Here is a 24,900-nt window from a genome sequence, read left to right as displayed (position 1 = left end):
CAACGCTGGAAGGACGTGTGGGCGGCTGGACAGGGCTTGCATACCACGCGCGAGATCGAACCAGTCGCTGAAATCGTCGAACAGATCGAACGCGAATACCGCCACGCGCTCGATCGTGCCACCGCGCTCCTGCACTGCAGGCAATCTGAGGTCAAATAGCCGGCGAAGGCCGCTGCTCGAGATCTGGTGGCGCTGGCTCAGGTAACCGCGCGACTCGGTCGTAGACGACTTTGCGCCAGGCTCGTCAGTTGTCAGGCGGTGTTGGATCTGTTGATGCGAATGCCTTTTCGGGCATTGACCCGCCGTAGCGACTCCGCAGTTCGGTCTTGAGCACCTTGCCCGCCGGGTTGCGCGGCAGCGCGTCGACGATCTCCAGGCCTTTGGGGTGCTTGTAGCGGGCCAGCCGCTCGGTGAGGAACTCGTCGAGGTCCTCGAGCTTCAGGTTGTCGTCTGCGACCGCCGCCACCGCGATCGGCACCTCGCCCCACTGCTCGTCGGCCCGACCGATGACGGCGACTTCGATGATCGCCGGGTGAGCGGCGAGGACGTTTTCCACTTCGGCGCAGTAAATGTTCTCCCCGCCGGAGATGATCATGTCTTTCTTGCGGTCGACCACCCACACGTAGCCGTCCTCATCCATCCGCACCAGATCACCGGAGTGGAACCAGCCGCCGGCGAACGCCTCGGCGGTGGCCTGCGGGTTGTTCCAGTAACCGCTCATCAATGTCGGTGCTCGGTAGACGATTTCACCGACTTCACCGATCGGCACATCGTTCATGTTCTCGTCGACCACCCGCGCGGCGACGGTTGGGATCACCTTGCCGACCGATCCGCGTTTGGCGATCGCGTCCCTGCCGAGCAACACGCAGGTGACCGGCGACATCTCGGTCTGGCCGAACGCGGCCAGGATCTGCGCGCCGGGAAAGGTTTCCGACATCTGTCGCAGCAGCGTGTCTGATGCCGGCGCGGCGCCCCACGAGATCACCCGCAACCGGAGGTCGCGGGGACGCGCCTGCTGCTCAGCGCAGACCGCCTGCCACTGGGCGGGCACCAGGAAGATACCGGTGACCTTCTCGGCGGCCAGCACGTCGAGCAGGTTCCCGGGATCGAATCCGCCCAGCGGATGGATCACGGTGGGGATGCCCAGCAGCATGCTGGTCAGCATGTTGCCGATGCCGGCGATGTGGAAAAGCGGCACCCCGATGAATCCGACGTCGTCGAGGTCGACACCGTGGGTGTACAGGCCGGTCATCGTCTGGCCGGTCAGGTTGGCATGGGTCAGCACGGCGCCCTTGGGCCGGCCGGTGGTGCCGGATGTGTACATGATCAGCGCCGGCGACTCGTCGGGAATATCGACCGGCTCGTGGGGATCGCCGGTTTCTTCGATCAGCTGTTCGTAGTCGACAAGACCACCCTCGCCGTCACCGCCGGCGACGATGAGCGTGTCGAGGAGCGGGGCGATGTCGCGGACCGCAGCGGCCACGGCGGCCAACACCGATTCGGTGATCATCACGTGCGCCCCGCAGTCCTCGACGAGGTACGTGAGTTCGGACGCAGTCAGCCGGAAGTTGACCGGCACTGCGATCGCGCCGATTCTGTTGGCGGCCAGCACTGCTTCGATGAACTCGGTCCGGTTCAGCATCAAGATCATCACCCGGTCCCCGAAACCGACGCCGCGGCGGTGCAACGCATCTCCCAGCGCCGCGACGCGGCGATGCAGCTCCGCCCAGGTGGTGGTATGACCGAGGAACCTCAGCGCGGTCGCGCCAGGCTGCATCAGTGCATGCCGCTCGAGCTGGTTGACCCAGTTCTGCCGGCGGGCGAGGTAGGGCTGCTCGGTGGCCATCGACTACTGGCATTCCCTTCCGCATCGTTCACAGCCCGCCGGGCTTGATCGCTATCGACTGTCGCCTGCGTCACAGTAAAGTCTGTGCGCGGCAAAGACAAGGGCGGGAGTACGGCTCGCGGCGCGCCACGCGCAGGCGCCCTCGCAAGCCGACGGAGGTGGCAACCCTAGGAACCGGCCGCCAACTGCTCGGCGCGGCGTTTGAGGTTGTCCACCAGGTAGTCCAGCACGTCGTTGACCATCTTCTTCACCATCGGCTTGGGCACTGACAGCTCGGTCTCGATGTCGATGTCCACGGTCAGCAGCGAGGTGGCGCCGACCTCGACCACGCTGAACAGCTGCTCCTGCTTGGTGAACAGATTGCCCTGCTGCATCACCGTCTGAATCTGATTCGGGCTCGGGTAGTACACCGCCTGGATGTAGGTGCCGTCGAAGCCCTGCCAGGTGGCGTCGAGGCGGAGTTGGCTGGGGCGGCCGTCGTCGTAGCGGGCCAGCACCCACAGACCCTTGATCTCCTTGTTCCACTGCGGGTAGGCCTCGAAGTCGGCAACGATGGCCATGATCGAGGCCGCGTCGGCGGCCACCTCGACGGTCTTGCTCACTACCGGCATCCGCCGAGCATAGCCGCGCCTCAGGTGACGCGGGCGGTCGACAGCAGCGCCCGGATGGCCTCGGGAATAGGTTGCGGCTTGCGGGTGGTGCGATCGATGTAGACGTGCACCCAATGCCCGAGTGCGGCGATCACCGGTTGTTCCCGACCGTCCTGATCGCCGTCGGCCCGGAACACCCCGAGCCGATAGGTGACGCTGCTGCGCCCGAGCCTGGTCACCGCCAATCCGATGACCAACTGCTCGGGAAAGCGCAACTCGGCAAGGTAGCGGCATCCCGATTCGGCGACGATGCCCAGCGACGGCGTGGTGAGCGGGTCGATGCCCAGGGTGGTGTTGATCCAGCCGTTGATCGCGGTATCGAAGAGCTGGTAGTACACGGCATTGTTGAGATGGCCGAACATATCGTTGTCGGCCCACCGGGTGAGCACCGGCCACTGCACGGGGAAGTCGCGGCTGGTCAGGCTGTCCGAGACGGACCGACCCGCGGCGGGGGAGGGCATGGTTGTATTCCACCATGCTGCGCATCCGCGGTGCCGTGCTGGAGCACATCGGATCACCCCGTCCGTACGCTCAGTCACGGCCGATCAGCGTGACCGAGCTCGACCTGGCGCCGCCGGGCACCGGCGAACTGCAGGTCCGCATCGAAGCGGCCGGTGTCTGTCACTCCGACCTGTCGGTGGTCGACGGCAACCGGGTGCGGCCGGTGCCGATGCTGCTGGGCCACGAGGCGGCCGGCATCGTCGAATGCACCGGGGACGGCGTCACCGACGTTGACGTGGGTCAGCGGGTGGTGATGGCGTTCCTGCCGCACTGCGGTCACTGTCCGGGGTGCGCCACCGCGGGGCTGGCCCCGTGCGAACCGGGCAGCGCCGCCAACGCCGCAGGCACCCTGCTGGGCGGCGGCATGCGGCTGAGCCGGGACGGCCGGTCGGTGTATCACCACCTGGGTGTCTCGGGCTTCGCGACGCACGCGGTCGTCCATCGCGCCAGCGTCGTGCCCGTCGCGTCCGACATTCCACCCGCCGTCGCGGCGCTGCTGGGATGTGCCGTGCTGACCGGTGGCGGCGCGGTGATCAATGTCGCTTCGCCGCGACCCGGCCAGACGGTGGCCGTCGTCGGCGTGGGCGGTGTCGGGATGGCGGCGGTGCTGACCGCGCTGGCGCACGACGACGTCCGTGTGATGGCCGTCGACCGGCTGCCGGCGAAGCTGGCCGCGGCCGAGGCGGTCGGTGCACACGAGACCTACCTGCCGGAGGCGGCCGTCGAGGCCGGTGTCACGGCGCCGATCGTCATCGAGGCGGCCGGTCATCCCGCCGCGCTGCAGACGGCCATCGAGCTCACCGCCCCCGGGGGCCGCACGATCACGGTCGGGCTGCCACCCCCGGACGCCCGAATCGCGCTGTCGCCTTTAGGTCTCGTCGCCGAAGGCCGTTCGCTGATCGGGAGCTATCTCGGTTCGGCGGTGCCGGCGCGCGACATTCCGCGCTTCGTGTCGTGGTGGCGCGCGGGCCGGTTGCCGGTGGAATCGCTGGTGTCCTCGACGATCACGCTGGAGGACATCAACACCGCGATGGATCGCCTCGCCGGGGGCGCCGAAGTTCGGCAACTGATCAGGTTTTAGGCGCGACGGCCGGCGAGCGCGGCAAGGACTTCCTCGGTGTGCTCGCCGAGGGAAGGCGCGGTGCGACGGGGAGCCCAGGGTGTGCCGTGGAAGTCGGCCGGTGTCGCGACCATCGCGACCCCGCCGTTATCGCCGGGAACGTGCACGATGCCGCCGGCAGCGTGGAACTGCTCGTCGGCGACGACGTCCTCGAGCGTGTTGACCGGCGACCAGAAGAAATCCGGTTCGGCGGCGAAGATGTCCGCCCATTGCGCGAGGGGCTTGGTCGCGAAGATCTCGTCCAATTCGGCGACGAGCTCGGCGGCGTTGGCGGCGCGCGCCTGCGGATGCGCGAAGCGCGGGTCGGTCAACCATTCGGGACGGCCCACCACTCGGCACAGCGGCGGCCAGTGCCGCTCGCCCTCGAGCCCGACGATCCAAAACCGGCGTCCGTCACCGGCGGCGTAGTTGTTCATGCACGGATTGCCCATCGATTCCCGTTGCCCGACGCCGATCGGGGATCCGGTGAGCAGCAACGTATTGAGGTCGAAACTCACCGTGTAGGCACCCTGCCGGTACAACGAAGTGGTGACCAGTTGACCAGACCCGGTGCGGGCGCGGGAGATCAGCGCCGCGCACACCGCTGCGGCCAACGTCATGCCCGCGGCGTGGTCACCCATGCCGCCCCGCTGGAACGGGGGCGGGTCACCCGGCCGGGTCAGCAGATGGGCCAGTCCGGCGCGGGCCCAAAACGCCGCGACGTCGTAGGCGGCGCGGTCGGCATCGGGTCCGGTCAGGCCGTAACCCGTGATCAAGCCGTAGACCAAACGCGGGTAGCGCGCAGCCAGGGTTTCGTAATCCAGCCCCAGCCGGTGCAGCGCAGCCGGTCGCACGTTGGAGACGAAAACATCAGCGTCGCTGAGCAATTCCAGCGCGGCCGCGCGGTCGTCGTCGCTGCTGAGGTCCAGCACCACGCTGCGCTTGGAGCGGTTGTCCATCTCGAACGGGGGGTTGATGCCGGTTCCCAGCATCGCGGCGAACAGCCGACCCGGGTCGCCGGTGGGTGGCTCGATCTTGATGACGTCGGCGCCCCAGTCGGCCAGTATGCCGCCGGCCGCCGGACCGGCTACCCAGACGCCCAGTTCGACGACTTTGATGCCGTCCAGCGGTCCGGCCACGTAAGCCTCCTAACGTACACGATGATGTTGATTTGTAAGCTAGCCGGATACCCTAGACGAGACTGCAGGCTACCGCCGGTGGCCGGCCAGCGAGAAGTCGCGGCGATGACGGGAGACGACGGCGTGTCGACACAGAGCCGGATTCTTCAGGCCACCGCGGAGGTGCTCAGCCGCAACGGTTTAACCAAACTCAACCTCTCCGACGTCGCCGCGCAAGCCGGCGTCTCGCGTCCCACGCTGTACCGGTGGTTCGCCTCCAAGGAGGAACTGCTCACCGCCTTCGGCGCCTACGAACGCCAGCTGTTCGACACCGGCATGAGCCGGGCCACCGCCGGGCTGCATGGCACCGCCAAACTCGATGCCGCGCTGCGGTTCATCGTCGAATACCAACAATCCTACTCCGGTGTCCGGATCATCGACGTCGAGCCAGAAGTGACCATCGCCCAACTGGCGGAGGTGATTCCGGTGATGCGGGCACGCCTGCAACGGCTGCTTACCGGACCCAATGCAGCGGTCAAGGCGGCGACCGCGATCCGGGTGGCGGTGTCGCATTACATTGTCCGCAGTGACGACGGCGATCAATTCCTGGCGCAGCTTCGGCACGCGGTCGGTCTGAAGGAACCGGCGGCGTGAGCCTCTTCGCCGGCCGCGGACCGCTGGGCCCGAATCCGGCTGGGCGGTTCTCGTCGCCGTTGCCCCCCGATCTGGTCTACGTCGAACCGCACCCGCGCCGCATTCAGGCCGTCCGCGACGGCCGCGTGGTCATCGACACCGAGCAGGCGGTGCTGGTACACCGGCGTAACCGGCCGCTGTCCTATGCGTTTCCCGCCGACGAGGTCGACGGGCTGCCCCACGAGCCCGAGCCCGAAGCGCCCGGCTACGTCGCGGTGCCCTGGGATGCGGTCGACACCTGGCTGGAAGAAGGCCGCAAACTCGTGCACTACCCGCCGAACCCGTATCACCGCGTGGACTGCCGCCCGACGCAGCGCCGGCTGCGGGTCGAGATCGCCGGCACGACGCTGGTCGACACCGACGACACCGTGATCGTGTTCGAGACCGCGCTGGAGCCCCGGCTCTATGTCGATCCGTCGTTGGTCCGCACCGACCTGTTACGGCCTACCGAGACGTCGAGCTACTGCAACTACAAGGGCGTGGCCATCTATTGGGCTGCGGTCATCGGTGACACCGTGGTGACCGACGTCGCCTGGAGTTATCCGGACCCGCCGCCGGAAAGTACGCCGATCAAGGGATTTCTCAGCTTCGACCCGACGCGGGCTGACGTCGTTGCCGAACTCCCTTGCGGCCCTTGAGTTAGTGCCGCTACAGTCGGGACTCGACGGCGATTGCGGTGTCGGTTTGCCGCATGGGCCGGATCAACGCCTCCTGGGTGAACGACGCGAGCAACTCGCCCTGCTCGGTGTGGACGTGCCCGCGCACATAAGACATTCCGGCGCCAACCTGCGTGCTTTCGTGGCTGTATAGCAGCCAGCCGGTCCAGCGGACCGGTTCGTGGAAGCTGACCGTGACCGTCATCGGCGCCGTGGACACCGTCCGGTGCGACTGGCTGGTGCCGATCCCCGGGTGTGCACGCATCGTGGTGGAGATCCCCAAATGCCCGGTGAAGTGGGCGATCAACGCCTTAGCCAACTCGGCACGAGTCGGGATCGGGTCATAGTGCAGCCAGGCGTACAACTCCGGCGGCCCCACCTCGTCGGGACTGTTCACGTCGACGACGTCGACCAGCCGCAGTTCCCGCCCGCGCATCGGCATCTCGACCAGGTTGGCGGCGGCGGGTGCGACGACATCGGGCCGCCGAACGTGGTGGCGGATGACGTCGGGCGAGGGCACGTCGGCCAAAACGGTGACGCTCACGCAACGCCGACCGTTCTGGATGGCCGACACCACCGCGGCCGCGGTGGACCGGCCTTCGTGCACGACGTCGAACTCCAACACGACCGGTGGCCCCATTGTGACCGCCCGGGTGAACACCGCGTGCGCCGACCGCACCGACTTCTCCGGAAACCGTTTGGCGGTCGCGACAATCGTCTGCGCGAGCACCTGGGTGCCTTCGACCACCTGCCGTTCGTCAGCGCCGGCGAGGCCGGTGTCGGCGGTGAACCGGTCGGGGCCGTCGGGGCGCGCGTCGAACAGCTCGAGCAGACCGGTCACCGACCATTGGGTCTGATCAGCATCGGTGGTCATGCCCTATAGCGTGACGGTCGCGGACATCTATGTAAAGCTGGCCGGTGATCAGGAATCGCGCGGCGCGGTATCGGTTTGGCTGTTAGCACCCAACGGCGATTCGACGCGGATCGTCTCGTCGCGAATGAGGCCGCGCAGCAGCGCGGTGCTGAACTCCGCGGCGATCTCCTTGGCGCTGCGCCGTCCGCTGGGGCGCAGCCACCGATAGGCACCGAGCGTCATCCCGATGTAGCCCAGCGCCACGACGTGCGAGTCGCACTCGTAGAATTCGCCGCTGGCGATGCCCCGGTCGATGAGACCATGCACGTGCTCGTAGACCTGGGTCTCCTTCTCGCGCACCGCGGTGACTTGCTCTTCGGTGAACCACTCGGTGATGTAGGGCTGCTCTTGGAAGTACACCGCCGCGCCTTCGGGGTTGGCGGCGATCTGGTCGAGCAGTCGCACCGTGTACTGGTAGAGCGCCTCCCGGGCAGACATCGACGGGTCGTCGTGCACCGCGGCCAGCGTGCGCTCGGCAGCCCGTTGATAGATGTCGTAGAGAATCAGCGACTTGCTGGCGTAATAGTGATAAACGGTCGCCTTGTTCAGTCCCACCACGTCGGCGACGTCGTCCATGCGGGTACCGTGGTAACCGCGTGCGGCAAACAACTTGGTGGCCACGCTCAGCAACTCCTCACGGCGGGAGAGTCCGTTCTCGGATGGCATGTCGACTCGCTTATCGGACGGCCGGCACGTCCCGGCATCAATCAACTGGTTAGTAGTCTAGTAACAGGGTTTGTCCGGTGTCGCGGCGCGGCCCGATAGGGCTACACTAGTGAGCGAGCCGACGTCGCGACCCGAAGAGGTGGTCAGATGGATCCCGATCCGAACCCCAGCTACGACTTTTCCGACGAGCTCGAATTCTATTTTCGATACGTGCCCTGGGGTTTTCGAGGTGTCGTCGACGGCAACGGGTATCCGCCGCCGGCGTATCCGCCCGTGTAGGGCGCATAGTCGCAGACCCGTTCCGGTTCGCCGGAACCGGCTTACAGGGCTTTGAGTTCCTCGATGATGTCGGATACCGACTTTTTCGCGTCGCCGAACAACATGGCGGTGTTGTCGGCGTAGAACAGCGGGTTGTCGATGCCGGCGAACCCTGAGCTCATCGACCGCTTGAGCACGATCACCGATCTCGCTTTGTCCACGTTGAGGATCGGCATGCCATAAATCGGGCTGTTCGGCTCGTTGCGGGCCGCCGGATTGGTGACGTCGTTGGCGCCGATGACGATCGCGACGTCGGTGCGGGCGAACTCGTCGTTGATGTCGTCCATGTCCTTCATCGCGTCGTAGTCGACCTCAGCCTCGGCCAGCAGCACGTTCATGTGGCCGGGCATCCGGCCGGCCACCGGGTGGATCGCGTATTTGACCGGCACGCCCCGCTTCTCCAGTAAGTTGGCCATGTCCTTGACGGCATGCTGCGCCTGGGCAACCGCCATGCCGTACCCGGGCACCACGATCACCTGATTGGCATAGGCCATCTGGATCGCGGCGTCGGCCGCCGAGATGGACTTGACCACCTTGTCGCCGCCGTCGCCGCCACCGGGGGTGACGCCGCCGCCCCCGAATCCGCCGGCGACGATCGCCGGGATCGAGCGGTTCATCGCCTTGGCCATCAGGTTGGTCAGGATCGAGCCGGAGGCGCCGACGATCATGCCGGCGACGATCATCGCGGTGTTGTTCAGCGCCAGTCCCGCCGCGGCTGCCGACAGCCCGGTCATCGCGTTGAGCATCGAGATCACGACGGGCATGTCGGCGCCGCCGATCGGCAGCACCACCATCAGACCGAGTATCCCGGCAGCGGCCAGCAGCCCGATCATCCACCACAGCGGCGCCCCGCCGCTGCCGGGATCGGCGCGCAGCCCGATGACCACCGCGGCGGCGACGGCGCCCGCCAGCAGGATCAGGTTCAGCGGTTGCTGAGCCCGGCCGGCACCGATCGGACGGCCGGGGATGATCTCTTGCAGCTTGCCGAACGCGATGATCGAGCCCCAGAACGAGATCGAGCCGATGATCGCGGCGAACAGCGAGGCCACCACGATGTGCACGGTCGGCGACTCGCCGTGCTGGAATGCGGAAAATCCGTCGGTATCGATGAACTCCGAGAGCGCGATCAGGGCCACGGTGCCACCACCGACGCCGTTGAAGAACGCCACCAGCTGCGGCATCGCGGTCATCTTGGTCAGTTGGGCCGGCGGCACGCCAAGCACGATGCCCAGAACCAGCCCGGCCACGATCAGCGGCCACTGGTGGGTGTGCCGGATGAAGATCAAGGTGGCCGCGACCGCGATGGTCATCCCTAGCGCGGCGATCAGGTTGCCGCGCACCGCGGTCTTGGGCCCGGTCAAACCCATCAACCCGTAGATGAAGAGCGAGAACGCGACGAGGTAGAGGACAGCGACGAGATAGTTCATCGCCCTTGCCCGTTCGTCGGGGTCGTTTGGGCCGTGACCGGCGCGCGCTTCTTGCCTTTGAACATGCCCAGCATCCGGTCGGTGACGATGAAGCCGCCGATGACGTTGAGCGTGCCGAACACCAACGCGACGAACAGGATGATCTGCTGCGCGATCGTCGGGTGCTCGACACGGCCGAGCACCAGCAGCGCGCCGAGCACGACGATGCCGTGGATCGCGTTGGTGCCCGACATCAGCGGGGTGTGCAGCGTGTTGGGCACCTTAGAGATCACCGCGAACCCGACGAATCCGGACAGCACCAGAATCGCCACATTGGCCAGCAGGTCGTCATACATCTGTCTCATTGTCCTTCCCAGCCGCGCGGGTGACGCACGCCGCGGCAATGACCTCGTCGTCGAAGTTGGGGGCCAGCTTGCCGTCGCTGATCAGCAACTCCAGCAGCGCGGTGATGTTCTTGCTGTACAGTTCGCTGGCATGCTCGGGCATCGTCGCCGGCAGGTTCAGCGGGGCGGCGATCGTCACGCCGTGTTTGACGACGACGTGGCCCGGTTCGGTGAGCTCACAGTTGCCTCCGGTCTCCCCGGACAGGTCCACCACCACGCTGCCCGGCTTCATACCCCGCACCGCTTCGGCGGTCACCAGCGTGGGCGCCGGTCGACCCGGCACCAGCGCGGTGGTGATCACGACGTCGAAACCGGTGATCGCTACCTCCAGGGCTTTCTGCTGCTGCGCGCGTTCCTCCTCGGTCAGCTCCCGCGCGTACCCGCCTTCGCCGGCGGCATCGATGCCGATCTCGAGCCACTGCGCGCCCACCGAGCGGACCTGGTCGGCCACCTCGGGCCGCACGTCGTAGCCGGTCGTGCGCGCGCCCAGCCGTTTGGCCGTGGCGAGCGCCTGCAGTCCGGCCACTCCCACGCCGAGCACCAGCACCGACGCCGGTTTGACCGTGCCGGCTGCCGTCGTCAGCATCGGGAAGAATCGGGTCGCCTCGGAGGCGGCCAGCAGCACGGCCTTGTAGCCCGCGACGTTGGCCTGCGAGGACAGCGCGTCCATCACCTGAGCGCGCGAGATCCGCGGGATCGCCTCTAACGCGAATGCCTGCACCCCGGTCCGCCTGAGCGCATCGATCTGGTTGTCGGCGTTGCGGGGCGCCAAAAAGCCGATCAGCGTCTGTCCGGAGCGCAGCCGGGACACCTCGCCGGCGGTAGGGGGCGCCACCTTGACGACGACGTCGGCCGCCCAGGCGTCTCCGATCGTGGCGCCGGCTTCGATGTAGAGCTCGTCGGGAAGCAGCGCGCGCTCGCCCGCGCCGGCTTCGACGACGACCCTCACACCGCTGTTCACCAGGGGCGCCACCGCTTTGGGTACCAGGGCGACACGCCGCTCGTCGGCTCCGGACTCGGCGACCACACCGACGCTCGTCTGCGACTCTGTCATGACGGGCACATCTGCTTTCTCGTGCTTTCTCGTGCTTTCTCGTTTCGTGCTGCCGCGCGGGATATCCGCTGGCGCGGCCGCACGCCCCGTACCATAACGCGTCCCGGCGGCGCTCCCCGCGCCAGTCGATCGGTTCACCCGCTAATGCTTCGCCAGCCGCGGCGGATCGTGTAGCGGTCGGCGCGTTGTGGAATCACAAAGAGACCTTGTGCCTAGGCGGCTCCGACGGTCATCTCGGTGACGGTATCGGTAGCGGATCCGCCCAGAATATGTTAAGCATAGTTTCAGCCGACCGTCAGGTCGGAGGGGAGATATATCGGGGGGTCGCACCGACTCGTTGATCAGCCGGTTTCGGTGGAAGGAAGAATTGTCATGAAACGTGGTAGCAGCAAGGGCCGGATCGCCGGGCTGGCGACCGGGCTGGGTATCGCGGCGGCGCTGGCCGCCACCCCCGGGACCGCCGCCGCCGACACGCTCGGCGCGGCGACCGACGACGTGTGGGCCGCCGCCGCCAGTGCGGCCGGTTCCGACCCGCTGTTCGACCCGAACATCGCCCTGTCGATCGACGGGCTTACCTTCGCGACCGGTACCGCCACCGCCACTTCAGGGCTGGGCGACATCGCGCTCGCCGTCGGCCCGAACAGCAGCGCCGACGCGTCCGGCGGGTTGCTCGACATCGCTGCCGCGCTGGGCGGCCAGAACAGCGCCGACGCCGTGGGCAACGTCGACATCGCCTACATCCTCGGCGCCGGCAGCACCGCCGACGTGACGGGCAATGTCGACATCGCCTCGATTCTGGGTGCCGAAGATTCGATCATGCAGCCGGGCAGCATCGATCTGGCCACGCTTGTCGGCAACGGGCTGGCGCCGGTCGAGCAAACGGGCAACGTGATGATCGACCTCGCGACGGCGTTGTTCAGCTTCTTCTGAGCGTCAGCACCCGCGCCGCGGCTACTGACGGCGGTCGAGCACGATCTCGGCGATCTGGGCGATCGACCAGCCGGAGGCCACGTCCATCGCCGACACCCGCAGCCCGAGCGCTTTCTCCAGGGCCGCGGCGATGTCGAGGCCCATCAGCGAGTCCACCCCGAGATCGGTCAGGGGCTGCGCCCGCTCCGGCGGGGAGCTCGCCGGTAGCCCCAGCTCGGCGGCCACGATCGTGGCCACGATGTCTTCGACCGTCTGACGTGCTTCCGCGTCGCTGAGCCCGTCGAGCACCTGCAGCGCCGGGCCTCGGCCGTCGCCGTCGTGCTCCCCGGCCAGCCGCTCGAAACGCCGCCGCCCGGACGTCGGCGGGATCAGAGCCGCCAGCCGCGGCCAGTCAGCATCCACCACTGCGACGCTGTCGACGCCGCGGTCGATCACCACCCCCAGGGCGGCGAACGCGGCGTCGATGCCGAGCGGGGTCAACCCCAGCTGCCTCAGATGGCGGGCCACGGTGGCGTCCCGCGCAACCAGCCCCGTCTCGCCCAGGGCACCCCACTGGATTACCGACGCGGGCAGACCCAGGTGATGCCGCCGCGCGGCCAGCGCCTCCAGCGCGGCGTTGGCGGCGACGTAGTTCGCCTGCCCCGGGTTGCCGATCAGCGCCGAGATCGACGAGTACAGCACGAAGAAGTCCAGCGCGCCGGTGAGCGTGTGCAGATGCCAGGCGCCCAGCGCCTTGGGCCGGAGAACCCGGTCCAGCGATCCGCGGTCCAGTTCGGCCACCGGACGGTCGTCGAACACCGCCGCGCTGTGGATCACCCCGCGCAGCGGCGGCATCGTGGCAGCGACTTCGTCGAGCACCCCGGCCAGCTGGGCGCGGTCGGCGACGTCGGCGGCGAACGCCCGCACCGTCACGTCGCGCGGCAGCCGGCACAGCCAGGCCTGCGCCTCCGGCGAGGCTGCGCCGCGGCGGCTGACCAGCACCAGATGCCTTGCTCCCCGCTCCAGTAGCCACGCCGCGGTCTGCAGCCCGACGCCGCCGAGCCCACCGGTCACCAGATAGGTGACGTCGGGACGGATGCGCTGCGGCGGGTAGCGCCGCAGCGTCAGCTGCGGGTCACGCATGCTCACGCACACCTGGCCCACCTGGCGGGCGTCGCCGGCCAGCCGAAACGCCTCCGCCACCTGACCGGCCGGGATGACCGTCACCGGGGGGCCGGCCAGCGTGCGCTGCTCCAGCAATGCCAGCACCTCGGTGTAGAGCGCGGCGAGGTAGTCGGGCCGCTCAGTGCAGAGCTCCTCGAAGTCGACCCGTGCGATGAGCAGGTTTTTCTGTGGTGAGCGCCACCCCAGCGAAGCGTCGCGTTCCACGTTGCCCAGGTCGACGAATCGCCCGAATGGGGCCAGACACGCGACGCTCTTGGCCCGCCGCTCGCCGCCGACGCCGCCGAGCACCACGTCGACACCGCGGCCGTCGGTCGCCTCCAGCACATCGTCGTAGAAACCCACCTGCTGCGAGTCGCTCACCCGGGCAATGCCCAGCCTGCGCAGGTAGTCGCGCTGTTCTGGCGAGGGGGCCGTCGCGATCACCTCGGCGCCCACCCCCGTCGCGATCTCGACGGCAGCCAGACCCACACCCCCGGCCGCGTCGTGGACCAGCACCGTCTCACCCTTCTGCAGTGCTGCGACCTTGACCAGGCCGCAGTAGGCAACCAGCATCGCGCCCAGCCCGGCGAACGACTCCGGCCGCGCGGAGTCGGGCAACACCACCACGGCGCGCCACGCCGCCACGACGTGCGAGCGCAGCGGACCGGTCGGCACGGTGTGCACTAGATCGCCGACATCGACCCCGGTGACCGCGCTGCCGACCCGGCCGACCCGGCCGACCACCGGTAACCCGGGGCCGAGCGCCGCGACCTCGACCTCGATCTCGACCTCGTCGGCGCCCGGCGCGGACCGGGCACCCGCGACGAACCCCGTCGGATGCTCGGCCGGGCGCGGGTCCAGCAGAAAGGCCGACCCGGGCCGCGCGGGGACGGTCTGCGGCTCCGGTTGCTCGACGAGATCGGTGGCCGCGTGATCGATCCGGGCGCACAACAGCTTGCCGCCGCGCACCGCGACCTCCTGCTCGGGGCCCACTGTGCCCAACACCGCAACGAGCTCGGCGACGTCGTTGCCGACACCATCCACGTCGACCAGGGTCAGCACCAGGTCGGGCCGCTCGGACATCACGGTGCGGGCCACGCCGGCCAGCACGGCCCGGTCGACCGCCGGTGGCGTGGCGTCCCCGGCGAGCGCCTCGGCGCCGCGCGTGACCACGAAGTAGCGGGCCGGCTTGCCGGCGGGCAGCGAGCGGATGGTGGCCAGCAGCGCCTCGACGGCGTCCGCACCCTGGCGCACCGGGTCGTCGGTGTCGGCGGGCGGTGCCGCCCACCGGGTGTCCACCAGCCACACCGGGTCGGAGCGCCGGGCCAGTTCGGCGAGCACCGGCCCGGGGTCGGCCCGGTTGAGCACCAGCCACGAAATCCCGGCGTTGGTTTCAGCGTCCAACGGAACCCAGCAGCGAGTGAACAGGTAGCGGCGCAGCTGGTCCGGGGACTCGCCGCGGGGCAACAGCCGGCAGGTGAACCCGGTGATCTCGGCGATCACCGCGCCGTCAGCGCCGAGCACGGTGATGTCGCCGCGGACGTCGCGTCTGTCAGCGCTGACGGCGCGGCCGTAGCTGTAGGCGGGCGGCAACGTCCCGCCGAAGAACTGGATGCGCTCGATTGCCACCGGGATCAGCTGCTGACGTATCGGGAGATCCGCCGCGGCGATCAGGCTGTGCAGGGCGGCGTCGAGCAGCACCGGGTGCAGGTGATAGCCCCGTCCGTCGACAGCGTCGGGCAGCGCGAGCCGGGCGAGGACCTCACCGCCGGAACGGGCCAGCGCACCGACCGCCTGAAACCGCGGGCCGTAGCACAGGCCTCGCCGCGCCAGCTCGGCGTAGACGGCGTCGGGCCCGACGTCCTCGGTCAGCCGCCGCCGCAGCGCGTCGACATTCACTGCGGGACGGGTCCGGCCGACCGGGAACAGGCTGGCCCTGGCACACAGCGCCGGGGCCGCGTCGTCACGCTGGTGATAGATCGACAGCACCGGCGAGTCGGGGGAGGCCGTCACCACCAGCCGGGCCGCGGTTTCGGCGTCCAGCGGCACTGCGGCCGCCAGGTCGAGGTCCTCGATGGAGCATTGCGGGCTGCCGGTGAGGGCGTGGCGTGCCGCCAGCGCGAGCTCAACGCACCCCGCGGCGGGAAACAGCACCGCCCCCGCCACAACGTGGTCCTCAAGGTACGGCAGTGCCCCGAACGAGATGTCGGCGACCAATCGGGGCGGGGGGCCGTCGCCGACCTCGCGGACCATCGGATGGTGGTCATGGTGCACCCGACGGCGGGCCGACCGCTCGTTTTCGGCCCACGAGACAGCCTGCTGCCACGGGTATTTCGGAACCGGGGTGTAGGCGCCGGGACCGAAGAACGCCGCCCAGTCAATGCGCGCACCGGCGGTGTACAACGCGCGCAACGCCGTGCGCAGTGACGCGCCCTCCGGGGTGCCGCGGGTCAGCGACGCGACGGTGACCCCGGCCACGCCGACGTGGCTGAGCCCGTCGCGGATCGACCCGGCCAGCACCGGATGCGGCCCGACCTCCAGGAAGATCCGCTGCCCGTCGGTGATCGCCGCGGCGAGCGCGTCGGCGAAGCGCACCGTGTCGCGGGCGTTGTGCCACCAATACACGGCGTCGTGGCGAAGATCGCCCAGGCGGGTTCCGGTGACGGTCGAGTAGACGTCGAGCGCCGGCGCCCCCGGTGTCAGGCCGCCCAGCGACGCCACCAGCTCGTCGTGGATCTCCTCCATCGCCGCGCTGTGGTAGGGCACCTCCACCCGCAGGAAGCGGGCGAACACCCCGCTCTGCGCAAGCTGCCCGGCGAGCTTCTCCAGCGCGTCCTGCTCGCCGGCGAGCGTGACCGAGTTCGCGCTGTTGACCGCGGCCACCGACACCCGGTCTTCGAAGCGGCCGAGGTAAGCCGCGGTGTCGTGGGGGGGTAGCCCGACCGCGAGCATCGTGCCGCGGCCAGCCAGCCGGGCTTGCAGCCGGCTGCGGTGATAGGCCACTCGCAGCGTGTCGCGCAGGCCCAGGGCTCCGGAGGCGAACGCCGCCGCGACCTCGCCGACGCTATGACCGACGACGGCGTCGGGCACCACGCCCCAGGTGCTCAGCAGCCGAGTCAGCGCGATCTGCAGCACCACGTTGGCCGGCTGCGCCACCTCGGTGGCGACCATCCGCGACGCCGACTCCCCGGCCAGCAGCTCGGCGAGCACCGACCAGCCGGCCACCTCCCGGAACACCGCGTCGCACTCCTCGGCGGCGGCCCGGAACACCGGTTCGGCGCCCAGCAGTTCGCGGCCCATCGCCCACCACTGCGGGCCCATTCCGGTGTAGACGAACGTCAGCCCGGGAGCCTCCAGCGCAGGTTCGGCATCGGCGGGATCCTGGGCGTAGGCGGCCAGCGACGCTAGTAGCGACGACCGGTCAGCGGCGTCGAACGCTGCCCGGAAGCGGTGGTGGCTGCGGTGCACGGCGGCGCTGCGGCAATGGCTGCGCAGGTCGACAGAAGGCCGCGAGAGTGCGCGGGCGTGCTGTTCGGCCAGCTGACGTAGGGCCGCGGGACTGCGTGCGCTGATCAGCAGCAGCGGCGCCGGGCGATTGCCGTCGTCGGCCACCGCCGGGGCAGCCGGCGGCTCAGCCAGCACGACGTGGGCGTTGGTCCCGCCGTATCCGAACGAGTTGACCCCGGCCACCCGGCGTCCGTGTAGCCGCGGCAGCGGCTCCGCCGCGGTCGGGATCGTGACGTTGAGGGCGTCCAGATCGATCGCCGGGTTCACCGCGCTCAGATGCAGGTGGGGAGGGACCACGCCGTGCTTGACGCACAGCGCGGCTTTGAGCAGGCCCGCCGCACCCGCGGCGGCCTCCAGATGCCCGAGGTTGGTTTTGATCGACCCCACCCGGCATGGCTCTCCGGTCCGTTCGGCCCCGGCCACCGCGCCGATCGCGGCAGCCTCGACGGGATCGCCGACGGGCGTCCCGGTGCCGTGGGCTTCGATGTAGCACACCTGAGACGGTGGGATGCCGGCCTGGGCATACGCCGAGCGCATCACCGCGATCTGGGCGTCGGCGCGCGGCACCGTGATCCCGGTGGTCCGACCGTCGTGATTGGTCGCGGTGCCCAGGATGACCGCGTGGACCGTGTTGCCCGCGCGCTGGGCCGCCGACAGCGGTTTGAGCAGCAGCACCACCGCGCCTTCGGCGCGCACGTAGCCGTCGGCGTCGGCGCTGAACGCCCGGCACCGCCCCGTCGGCGACAGGAAGCGCCCTTTGGCCAGCGTGACCTGCGTTTCGGGGCTCAGCATCACGTTGACCCCGCCGACCAGCGCCGCGTCGCTTTCTCCGGCCCAGATGCTCTGGCACGCTTGGTGCACCGCGACCAGCGACGACGCGCACGCGGCGTCCAGCGACACACTGGGTCCGCGCAGGTCGAAGACATACGACAGCCGGTTGGACAGCATGGTCAGGGTGTTCGCCGTCGCCGAATGGGTGCTGATGCGCTCGCGGTTGACCGGGTCGCCGTGAATCATCTGGCTGTCCATCATGAAACCCCCGACGAACACCCCGGTCGGTGAGCCGGCGTGCTGCTCGGGCGGCTCACCGGCGTCCTCGAACGCCTCCCAGCTGCACTGCAGCAGCAGACGCTGCTGCGGGTCGAGGATCGCCGCCTCCCGCGGGAGGATGCCGAAAAACGCGGCGTCGAAAGCTTTCGGATCCTCGGCGAGCACGCCGCCCTGTTGGGTGTAGCTGCGTCCCGGGGTGCGACCGGTCGGGTCCAAAAACCACGCCGGATCCCAGCGGTCACCCGGGATGTCGCCCACGCAGTCGCGACCCTGAAGCAGCGCCTCCCACAGACCGTCGGGATCTGCGATGCCGCCGGGCAGCCGGCACCCCACGCCGACGACGGCGATCGGCTCGCGGGCAAAGGACCCGGAAGCGGTCGGTGACGAGGCGGCCGCCCCGCCTGTCATCGGGACGGGCACAGTCGGGGTCGCTTCACCTCAGGGATTCGGAGCCGGGACCTGGGCGGATTGGTGTCGTCGAGGTGGCGTGGCTGCCGAACCAAACCCGCAGTCGTTCCGAAGCTTTGGGCGATCACCAGTTGAATCTGCCGAGCAGGTGCGCCGGCGCGACGGTCCACGGCGACAGCACCCGGGTGATGTAGGACGACCGGCGCAGCTGGTCGACGATGCCGATGCCCACCCTGCGTGCCGCCGGGCCCCGCGGCGCCGCCGTCGGAGGTGACTACGAGCAGCATCTGCATGTCGCCGCGGCCGAATTTCTCCGGGCGGTTCCCACTGGCACGACTGCGGCTCAGGCGGGAATCCAGGTGCCGTGGAATCCGTGCGGTACCCGCTGCGGAAGGTGTACCCGGGCGACGGGCTCACCGGTGAAGTCGGAGGCGTCGATGATCACCAGGTCGCTGCTGTCGGTGGCCGGATCGTAGACGAACAACAGATACCAGCCGGCCAGCTCATCGGTCGCCGGCACCGCCGGGGCGAACACCGCCTCGTCGGGTGCCCCGCCGCGCTCGCCGGAGCCGAACGAATGCTCCTGTGCCGTATCGCCGTCCAGGTCGTAGCGGATCAGCGCGCCGTCGCCGACGGTGACGGCGTAGCGGGCCGGCAACCCGGTCCGGCGGTCATCGACGCGGGGGAACTCCACCTTGCGGTCGTCGATCTGGCGTTCGGTGACGGTGCCCCGGGTCAGGTCGATCGTCCAGCGCCACAACGCGGCGTCAACACCGAAACTGCCACTGTTGCGCCATAACTCGGGATAGCGGACGACGTGCAGCACGATGCTATCGGCGTCGTCGTAGGCGTTGACGACGTGAAAGACGTAGCACGGCTGGACCTCGAGCCAGCGCAGCGGCCCGAACGGATCGTCGCGGCGCATCACGCCCAGGCGCGCGCCGTAGCCGTCGTCCCAGCGGTAGGGCAGGGCGCTCTCGCCGGACAGCGCCAGGTCGAGATCGAACACGACGGGCAGGTCCATGAACACCACGTGGTCGGCGGTGAGCGCGAAGTCGTGCATCATGGTCAGCGCGGGAACGTCGATGCCCTGGTTGATCGTGAGCCTGCCTGCGGCATCGGCGCGATGGTAGGTGACGTGCGGCTTGGTGAGGTTGCCGTACCCGAAGAAATGCAGTTCACCGGTTCGCGGGCAGATCTTCGGATGAGCGGTCATGGCGTCCATCAGTTTGCCGCCGAAGTCGTAGACGCCCAACGTCTCCAGCTCATTGGTGATTTCGTACGGCAGCGAGGATTCCACCAGGGCCAGCGTGCGACCGGCATGACGTACCACGTGGGTGTTGGCCGCGCTGGAACGCAGATTACGGGTGCCGTCGGGCCCGTACACCGGAAACGGGTTCTCGAAGCTCTCCGTGCGCACCCAGCGGTTGCGATACCAGGCCGCACGCCCGTCGCGCAGTCGCAATCCGTGAATCATTCCGTCGCCGGTGAACCAGTGACCGCTGCCGTGCCGCGGGTTCGGGCCGTTGCGGAGGTACCAGCCATCCAGCTCGGGTGGGATCCCCCCGTCGACGGGCAGCTCGAAGGCGGTCAGCTCGTCGGCCACCGGCAAGTAATTACCGGTGCGGAAAAACGGGATCACGGTGTCGGCAGCCTCGGTCACCAGAAACTCCTGGGCTCAGTGTCAGGGCCGGGCCGGTGGTGTGGTCGCGCCCTGATCGCCGGTGCGGGTTGTGTGGCGCGTCGCGAAGATCGGGCAAGAAACTCGGCGATGTCCAACGCTGGCGAGAATACACCGGAGCGACAGCACCGCGTCGCGTAACCCTGGGTCTGGTCGCGACGCTGCCATCGACCGCCTGGCACGAGCACTTCGGGCCGTGGGTGGCTCACGTGGGCCCGCGGCAGACGCCGACCCGCGCCGTCGCCGAAGTCACGCACGAGCCAGGCGGTTGTCCGCGGGGCGGCACCTCTGAGGCGGCCTGACCGATGGCGGCGTCCGGCTCCTCGTCGATGGCCAGGCGGTAGCCGCGCTTGACCACGGTCGCGATGATATTGTGGTCCCCTAGAGCTTTTCGCAGTCGCAAGACCGCGGTATCCACCGCATGGGCGTCGGCGCCGTGACCCGGCAGCGCGCGTAACAACTCGGCGCGGCCGAACACCACGCCCGGACGTTGGGCCAGCACCTGCAAAGTTGCCATGCCGGCGGGCGACAGCTCCTTGATGACACCGTCGACCACCACGCCCGAGCCGCGAATTTCGAGGACATGGCCGGCCGCCCGGACGGTTCGCGTGCGGTGCAACGGCAGCTCGTCGGCGATATGCTGGGCCAGTGCCCCCAACCGCATGAGTTGCGGCGACGACGTCGGAATGCCCTGCCGCATGAGCGGTTGGGCGGTCACCGGCCCCACGCACATCGCCTGGACCTCGCCACGCAACGCGTCGATGACCCGGTCCGCGATCCCTAACTCGCGAGCGCGCAGCAATGTCGCCGCCGCTGCCGGGGCCGAGGTGAAGCTGATGGCGTCGAATTGCCGCTGGGCGAGCTGGCTGAGCAGCTTGTCGAAGTCGCCGGCCGGCGCCGGCCGCCATCGGTACGCCCGGATAGCCACGACTTCAGCTCCCGCGCCGCGCAGCTCGTCGACATACTCGGGGAACGGATCGAAATGCTCAGTGACGCCGTGCAACTGCAATGCAATACGTTGTCCGTGCACCCCGGACTCGAGCAGGTGATGCAGCACCTCGCGGGAGGATTCGGATCGCGGGGTCCATTCCTCGCGTAAGCCGGTCGCGCGGACCGCAACGGTCGCTTTCGGTCCGCGCGAAAGGATCCGCGCGTGCGCAAGCGCGGTGAGCAACGGGTCGGCCAGCCCCCACCCTTCGGCGGCCGTGATCCAGCTGCGAAACCCGACCCCGGTCGTCGCGATCACGATGTCGGGTGGGCGGGCGATCAACGCCGCGGTCTGGCGGCGCAGCTCCTCATCATCAGACAATGAGACTTTCGTGATCGCCGGCGCGCTGTAGACGGTCGCCCCCTGCCGGCGCAGCAGCGCACCCAGCTCGTCGGCACGGTGCACGGACGTCACCGCGACCCGATAGCCGGCCAGTGGCCGCGAATCGGGGTCGCCGCCGTGCTCCATAGCAAGCATGCAATGCCTGAGAAGTTTCTGACGCGTTACCTGCCAATTGCCTGCGAGTTGCCCTGTCATCACAAGGCCGCAGCATCGTTTTGCGGCGGTCGGGTCAACAGTGATGTCAACAATGATACTGCTGGCCGGGTCGCAGGTGCGGTCCCCGGTGCGTGTCAGGTCTGAACTTACCAGACGTCCCCGTCGCGCCAATCGCATGTCAGCGCGGCAGAGGTGTCCAGGCTGATGCCGACCGGTAGTACGAACACCGACCCGTCGTCATCGGGCGTGCGCGTCAGCCCGCCGGGTGCCAGTACCGACGTCGGGCCGCGCCACGGCAACCAGCCGCGCACCGTGTAGAGCCGCCGCCCCCGCTCCGACGAACGCAGCGCGCCCATGGGGTATCCCCCTCGGATCACTTGCTCACACGCGTCGAGCACCGCGATCGCCAGCCCCTGGCCGCGCCAGTCCTCCCGCACCGCGACGGCTTCGACGTAGCCGCAACGTAACGCGGTGCCGCGGTGCATGAGCCGTCGCTGCACCACCGCGCCGTGGGCAATGATCGCGCCGCGATACCAGATCAGCGCATGCATCCCGCCCAGCGCGTGGTCCCAGTCGGTGTCGGAGAACTCGCCCGCGAACGCGTCGACGACCATGCGGTGAGCGCGCCGCCGGGTGTCGGCGTCGAGATCAGCGGTGTGAACCAGGCGGGCGGTGTGTACCTGGGTGTGCACACCTCCCGGTTTACCAGGCGGACTGGCTCGCGGCAGCCCAAACGAGCCGGGACCTGGGCCGTGACCAATGCAGCCGCACGTACTGTCCGGGCCGCAACTGGGCCAGTGTGTCGATGTCGTCGTCGGTGATCACACCAACTACCGGGTAGCTGCCGGTGACCGGGTGGTCTGGCCCCAGGATTACCGGTAAACCGTTGCGCGGCACTTGAATCGCCCCGCGGGTGACTCCTTCGGCGGACAATGGGCGATCCGGCCGGCAGTGCTGCAGCGGGCGTCCCGCCAGCCGCATCCCGACCCGGTCGCTGTGGTCGGAGACCAGCCAGATGGTGTGCACCAGGGCGTCGGGGTCGACGAGCCAGTCGTCCCGCGGCCCGGGCACCACCCGCAAATCCACCAACTGATCGCTGATCGCCGCCACCGGGGCCTGGTCGAGTTCGGGGTAGTCGTGGGCGGGCTCGCCGACCGGCAGGACATCGCCGGGCCGCAGCGGTCGCGGCCCGATGGCCGACATCACGTCGTAGCTGCGCGAGCCGAGCACCGGGGTGACGTCGATGCCGCCGCGCACGCCCAGGTAACTGCGCAGACCCGAACACGGAACGCCCAGCGATATCACCTCGCCGTCGCAAACATGGTGAATACTGTTGTTTCCAAAAGCAATCCCATCGACAGCAGGATCGGTGTCGGCACCGGTCACCGCGATGTCGACGTCCCCGCCCCGGACTCGGGCCGAAAAGCCGCCCAGGGTCACCTCGATGGTGGCGCGGTCGTCGGGGTTGGCCAACAGCCGGTTGGCCAGGGTGTGGGAACGGCGATCGGCCGCACCCGAGCGGGAGACTCCCAGGTGGGACAGGCCGACCCGCCCGAGGTCCTCGATCAACGCCAGCGGCCCGGTGCGCACGATCTCCAATGCCGGCATCGCGGTCCTCCTACGCGGCCCGGAATCCGACCCACATCCCCGGCGTCAGCAGCGCCGGGTCGGGCCGGTCGACATCCCACAGCACCGCGTCGGTGTGACCGAGCACGTGCCAGCGGCTCGGTGATCGCCGTGGGTAGATGCCGCTGAATTCGCCTGCCAGGGCAACTGAACCGGCCGGTATCCGCGCCCGCTCTTCGGAGCGCACCGGCACCTGCAGCCGGGGATCGCCGCCGAGCAGATAGGCGAACCCCGGAGCAAATCCGCCGAATCCCACCCGCCAGGGCGTCGCGGTGTGGGCATTGATGACCTGCGCGGCGGTCAGCCCGCTCAGCTCGGTGACCTCGGCGAGATCGGCACCGTCGTAGGCGACGTCGATCACCACGTCGACCCCGCCGATCGGCGCAGCGGACTCGGGGTTAACCAGCAGCGTACCCAGGCGCTGCCGCACGACTCTTCGGTAGCGCGGGCCGGCCAGTTTCACCAGCACCGTGCGGGGAGCCGGAATGATGTCGAGCACACCGGGCAGCGCTGCCTCGCGCAGGGCGGCCGTCCACGCTAATACCTCACCGACGCCGTCGAACTCCAGCAGCAGCGCATGGTCGCCGTAATCGCGCACAGTGGCGGCCACCATCGGGTCCATCGCAACGCTCACGACGCGACGTTAGCCCCCGGCGGCGGGGGCGGCGCGAGGTTTTCGAGCTCTGCCAGAGCTGCCTTAGCAAACGCTCAGAGGCACGCCGTGGCGGGCTGCTCCGGCCGGTTAGCCGAGCGCGGTGGCCAGCAGCGCAGGCAGCTGGTCGGCCACCACCGGATAGCTCAGTGGCGAGGCGAACGCGATCGCACCGGCCAGCTCCTTGGTGGTGAAGACGCTGCGTGCCTGTACCGCCGCCACCTCGGGCTCGGCGAGCAGCGCCTCGCGATCGTCGTCGTTGTCGGTTGTCCAGACGAGCACATCGGCAGCCTGCAGCACCGACCGGAGGTGGCTGCGCGAAATGACCGCGCGCTGCTGGTCGATCGCAAACGACGTGACGCTGTCGGCCACGACCAGGCCCATCTGGGTGAGGAACTCGGTGCGCCAGCCGGTGGTGGCCACCACATTGTCCCGGTAGAACTTGCCCTGCAGCAGTAAGACTTTCTTGCCGCGGAATTGCGGGTACTGCTGGGCGACCGTGGCGAACTTCTGGTCGATGCTCTCGATCAGGGACTTCATCTGGGCGGCCTGGAAGACCGCTTCGCCGATCACGTCGGCCTGCACCTTCCACGGCTCGAAGAACGCGTCACCGTCCGACTGCGCGACAGTCGGGGCGATCGCCGACAGTTTCTGGTAGGTGTCGGCGTCCACTCCGGCATTGGTCGCCACGATCAGGTCAGGTTGGAGTCCGGCGATCCGGTCGACCTGGATTCCGTTGTCCAGGCTCAACACGACCGGTTTGGCGTCGCCCAGTCGAGACTGGGCCCATGGCCACACCGCGAACGGTTCGTCGCCGAACCACGCGGTCACCGCTATCGGTACGACGCCGACGGCGAGCAGGTCGTCCTGCTCGGTATAGCCCGCGCTGACGACCCGCTTGGGTGGGGCGGGAATGGTGGTGGCACCGAAGATGCTCCTGACCGTCACCGGCCCACCACCCGGATTGCCGGGGGCGGGCCGGTGTGCCGCGCAGGCCGGGATCCCGGCGGCAAGCAGTGCGGCCGCGCCCAGAAATCCGCGCCGACTCTGCCGACCCGGGGCACGGTCAGTCGCCCGCATAGCGTGATTGTGG

Annotated in this window: 21 protein-coding genes; 5 read left to right on the top strand and 16 right to left on the bottom strand. The window is 68.8% G+C overall.

The features are described from left to right. Positions 1–244 precede the first annotated feature (244 nt). The 3 genes from fadD5 to F6Q13_RS02585 form a co-directional block, all read right to left on the bottom strand. Positions 245–1,846: a fatty-acid--CoA ligase FadD5 gene (gene fadD5, locus F6Q13_RS02595; RefSeq protein ID WP_293051805.1), complete on the bottom strand. Its 1,602-nt coding sequence runs from the start codon at positions 1,844–1,846 to the stop codon at positions 245–247. Positions 1,847–2,013: 167 nt separating this feature from the next. Next, positions 2,014–2,457, bottom strand: a complete 444-nt coding sequence (locus F6Q13_RS02590) for an SRPBCC family protein (RefSeq protein WP_293051803.1) — start codon at positions 2,455–2,457, stop codon at positions 2,014–2,016. Positions 2,458–2,477: 20 nt separating this feature from the next. Continuing rightward, positions 2,478–2,957, bottom strand: coding sequence for a thioesterase family protein (locus F6Q13_RS02585; RefSeq protein ID WP_293051800.1), 480 nt, complete (start codon positions 2,955–2,957; stop codon positions 2,478–2,480). 14 nt (positions 2,958–2,971) lie between these two features. On the opposite strand from F6Q13_RS02585, the gene F6Q13_RS02580 reads away from it, so the two are divergent. Then, entirely contained in the window at positions 2,972–4,078 is a 1,107-nt protein-coding gene (locus F6Q13_RS02580; RefSeq protein ID WP_293051821.1) for an alcohol dehydrogenase catalytic domain-containing protein, read from the top strand. Here the strand turns inward: F6Q13_RS02580 and F6Q13_RS02575 are convergent. Then, positions 4,075–5,235 carry a CoA transferase gene (locus tag F6Q13_RS02575; protein WP_293051798.1) on the bottom strand — a complete coding sequence of 387 codons (1,161 nt, stop codon included), beginning with the start codon at positions 5,233–5,235 and terminating at the stop codon, positions 4,075–4,077. The genes F6Q13_RS02580 and F6Q13_RS02575 overlap by 4 nt on opposite strands. Positions 5,236–5,340: 105 nt before the next feature. Here F6Q13_RS02575 and F6Q13_RS02570 point away from each other — a divergent pair, with 105 nt between their 5' ends. After that, positions 5,341–5,868 (top strand): TetR/AcrR family transcriptional regulator, encoded by a 528-nt coding sequence (locus tag F6Q13_RS02570; protein ID WP_293051820.1) that lies wholly within the window; start codon positions 5,341–5,343, stop codon positions 5,866–5,868. Continuing rightward, positions 5,865–6,545, top strand: coding sequence for a DUF427 domain-containing protein (locus F6Q13_RS02565; RefSeq protein ID WP_293051795.1), 681 nt, complete (start codon positions 5,865–5,867; stop codon positions 6,543–6,545). Before F6Q13_RS02570 ends, F6Q13_RS02565 begins: the two co-directional genes overlap by 4 nt. 10 nt (positions 6,546–6,555) lie before the next feature. Here the strand turns inward: F6Q13_RS02565 and F6Q13_RS02560 are convergent, their stop codons facing one another. Together F6Q13_RS02560 and F6Q13_RS02555 are read right to left on the bottom strand one after the other, a co-directional pair. Continuing rightward, positions 6,556–7,437 (bottom strand): acyl-CoA thioesterase II, encoded by an 882-nt coding sequence (locus tag F6Q13_RS02560; RefSeq protein WP_293051792.1) that lies wholly within the window; start codon positions 7,435–7,437, stop codon positions 6,556–6,558. Between the two features lie 48 nt (positions 7,438–7,485). Continuing rightward, positions 7,486–8,142 carry a TetR/AcrR family transcriptional regulator gene (locus tag F6Q13_RS02555; protein WP_293051789.1) on the bottom strand — a complete coding sequence of 219 codons (657 nt, stop codon included), beginning with the start codon at positions 8,140–8,142 and terminating at the stop codon, positions 7,486–7,488. A 147-nt stretch (positions 8,143–8,289) separates the two neighbouring features. On the opposite strand from F6Q13_RS02555, the gene F6Q13_RS02550 reads away from it, so the two are divergent. Then, a complete protein-coding gene (locus tag F6Q13_RS02550) occupies positions 8,290–8,421 on the top strand; it encodes a hypothetical protein (protein ID WP_293051786.1) in 132 nt (43 codons plus the stop codon). A gap of 41 nt (positions 8,422–8,462) precedes the next feature. On the opposite strand, the gene F6Q13_RS02545 is transcribed toward F6Q13_RS02550, so the two are convergent. Genes F6Q13_RS02545 through F6Q13_RS02535 form a run of 3 tightly spaced genes read right to left on the bottom strand, consistent with a single transcriptional unit; the run spans position 8,463 to position 11,324 of the window. Next, a complete protein-coding gene (locus F6Q13_RS02545) occupies positions 8,463–9,887 on the bottom strand; it encodes an NAD(P)(+) transhydrogenase (Re/Si-specific) subunit beta (protein ID WP_293051784.1) in 1,425 nt (474 codons plus the stop codon). Next, positions 9,884–10,222, bottom strand: a complete 339-nt coding sequence (locus tag F6Q13_RS02540) for an NAD(P) transhydrogenase subunit alpha (RefSeq protein WP_293051781.1) — start codon at positions 10,220–10,222, stop codon at positions 9,884–9,886. The genes F6Q13_RS02545 and F6Q13_RS02540 overlap by 4 nt, the downstream gene beginning before the upstream one ends. Continuing rightward, on the bottom strand, positions 10,215–11,324 hold the full coding sequence (locus F6Q13_RS02535; RefSeq protein WP_293051778.1) for a Re/Si-specific NAD(P)(+) transhydrogenase subunit alpha: 1,110 nt from the start codon (positions 11,322–11,324) through the stop codon (positions 10,215–10,217). The genes F6Q13_RS02540 and F6Q13_RS02535 overlap by 8 nt, the downstream gene beginning before the upstream one ends. A 372-nt stretch (positions 11,325–11,696) precedes the next feature. On the opposite strand from F6Q13_RS02535, the gene F6Q13_RS02530 reads away from it, so the two are divergent. Further along, entirely contained in the window at positions 11,697–12,254 is a 558-nt protein-coding gene (locus F6Q13_RS02530) for a hypothetical protein (RefSeq protein ID WP_293051776.1), read from the top strand. Positions 12,255–12,275: 21 nt separating this feature from the next. Here the strand turns inward: F6Q13_RS02530 and F6Q13_RS02525 are convergent, their stop codons facing one another. The 7 genes from F6Q13_RS02525 to F6Q13_RS02495 form a co-directional block, all read right to left on the bottom strand. Continuing rightward, positions 12,276–18,362, bottom strand: a complete 6,087-nt coding sequence (locus F6Q13_RS02525) for a type I polyketide synthase (protein ID WP_293051773.1) — start codon at positions 18,360–18,362, stop codon at positions 12,276–12,278. Between the two features lie 343 nt (positions 18,363–18,705). Beyond that, positions 18,706–20,025: a carotenoid oxygenase family protein gene (locus tag F6Q13_RS02520; protein ID WP_293051770.1), complete on the bottom strand. Its 1,320-nt coding sequence runs from the start codon at positions 20,023–20,025 to the stop codon at positions 18,706–18,708. Between the two features lie 223 nt (positions 20,026–20,248). Then, positions 20,249–21,499, bottom strand: a complete 1,251-nt coding sequence (locus F6Q13_RS02515; RefSeq protein WP_293051767.1) for a uroporphyrinogen-III synthase — start codon at positions 21,497–21,499, stop codon at positions 20,249–20,251. A 176-nt stretch (positions 21,500–21,675) separates the two neighbouring features. After that, positions 21,676–22,221 (bottom strand): GNAT family N-acetyltransferase, encoded by a 546-nt coding sequence (locus tag F6Q13_RS02510; RefSeq protein ID WP_293051765.1) that lies wholly within the window; start codon positions 22,219–22,221, stop codon positions 21,676–21,678. A gap of 10 nt (positions 22,222–22,231) precedes the next feature. Next, positions 22,232–23,137, bottom strand: coding sequence for a 5-oxoprolinase/urea amidolyase family protein (locus tag F6Q13_RS02505; RefSeq protein WP_293051763.1), 906 nt, complete (start codon positions 23,135–23,137; stop codon positions 22,232–22,234). Between the two features lie 10 nt (positions 23,138–23,147). Next, positions 23,148–23,768: a carboxyltransferase domain-containing protein gene (locus tag F6Q13_RS02500; RefSeq protein ID WP_293051819.1), complete on the bottom strand. Its 621-nt coding sequence runs from the start codon at positions 23,766–23,768 to the stop codon at positions 23,148–23,150. A gap of 129 nt (positions 23,769–23,897) precedes the next feature. After that, on the bottom strand, positions 23,898–24,887 hold the full coding sequence (locus F6Q13_RS02495; protein ID WP_293051761.1) for an ABC transporter substrate-binding protein: 990 nt from the start codon (positions 24,885–24,887) through the stop codon (positions 23,898–23,900). Positions 24,888–24,900 lie beyond the last annotated feature (13 nt).

Origin of the sequence: Mycobacterium sp. (assembly GCF_008709575.1) — a bacterium.
GTDB lineage: Bacteria > Actinomycetota > Actinomycetes > Mycobacteriales > Mycobacteriaceae > Mycobacterium.
This window is presented reverse-complemented; position numbering and strand designations above follow the sequence as displayed.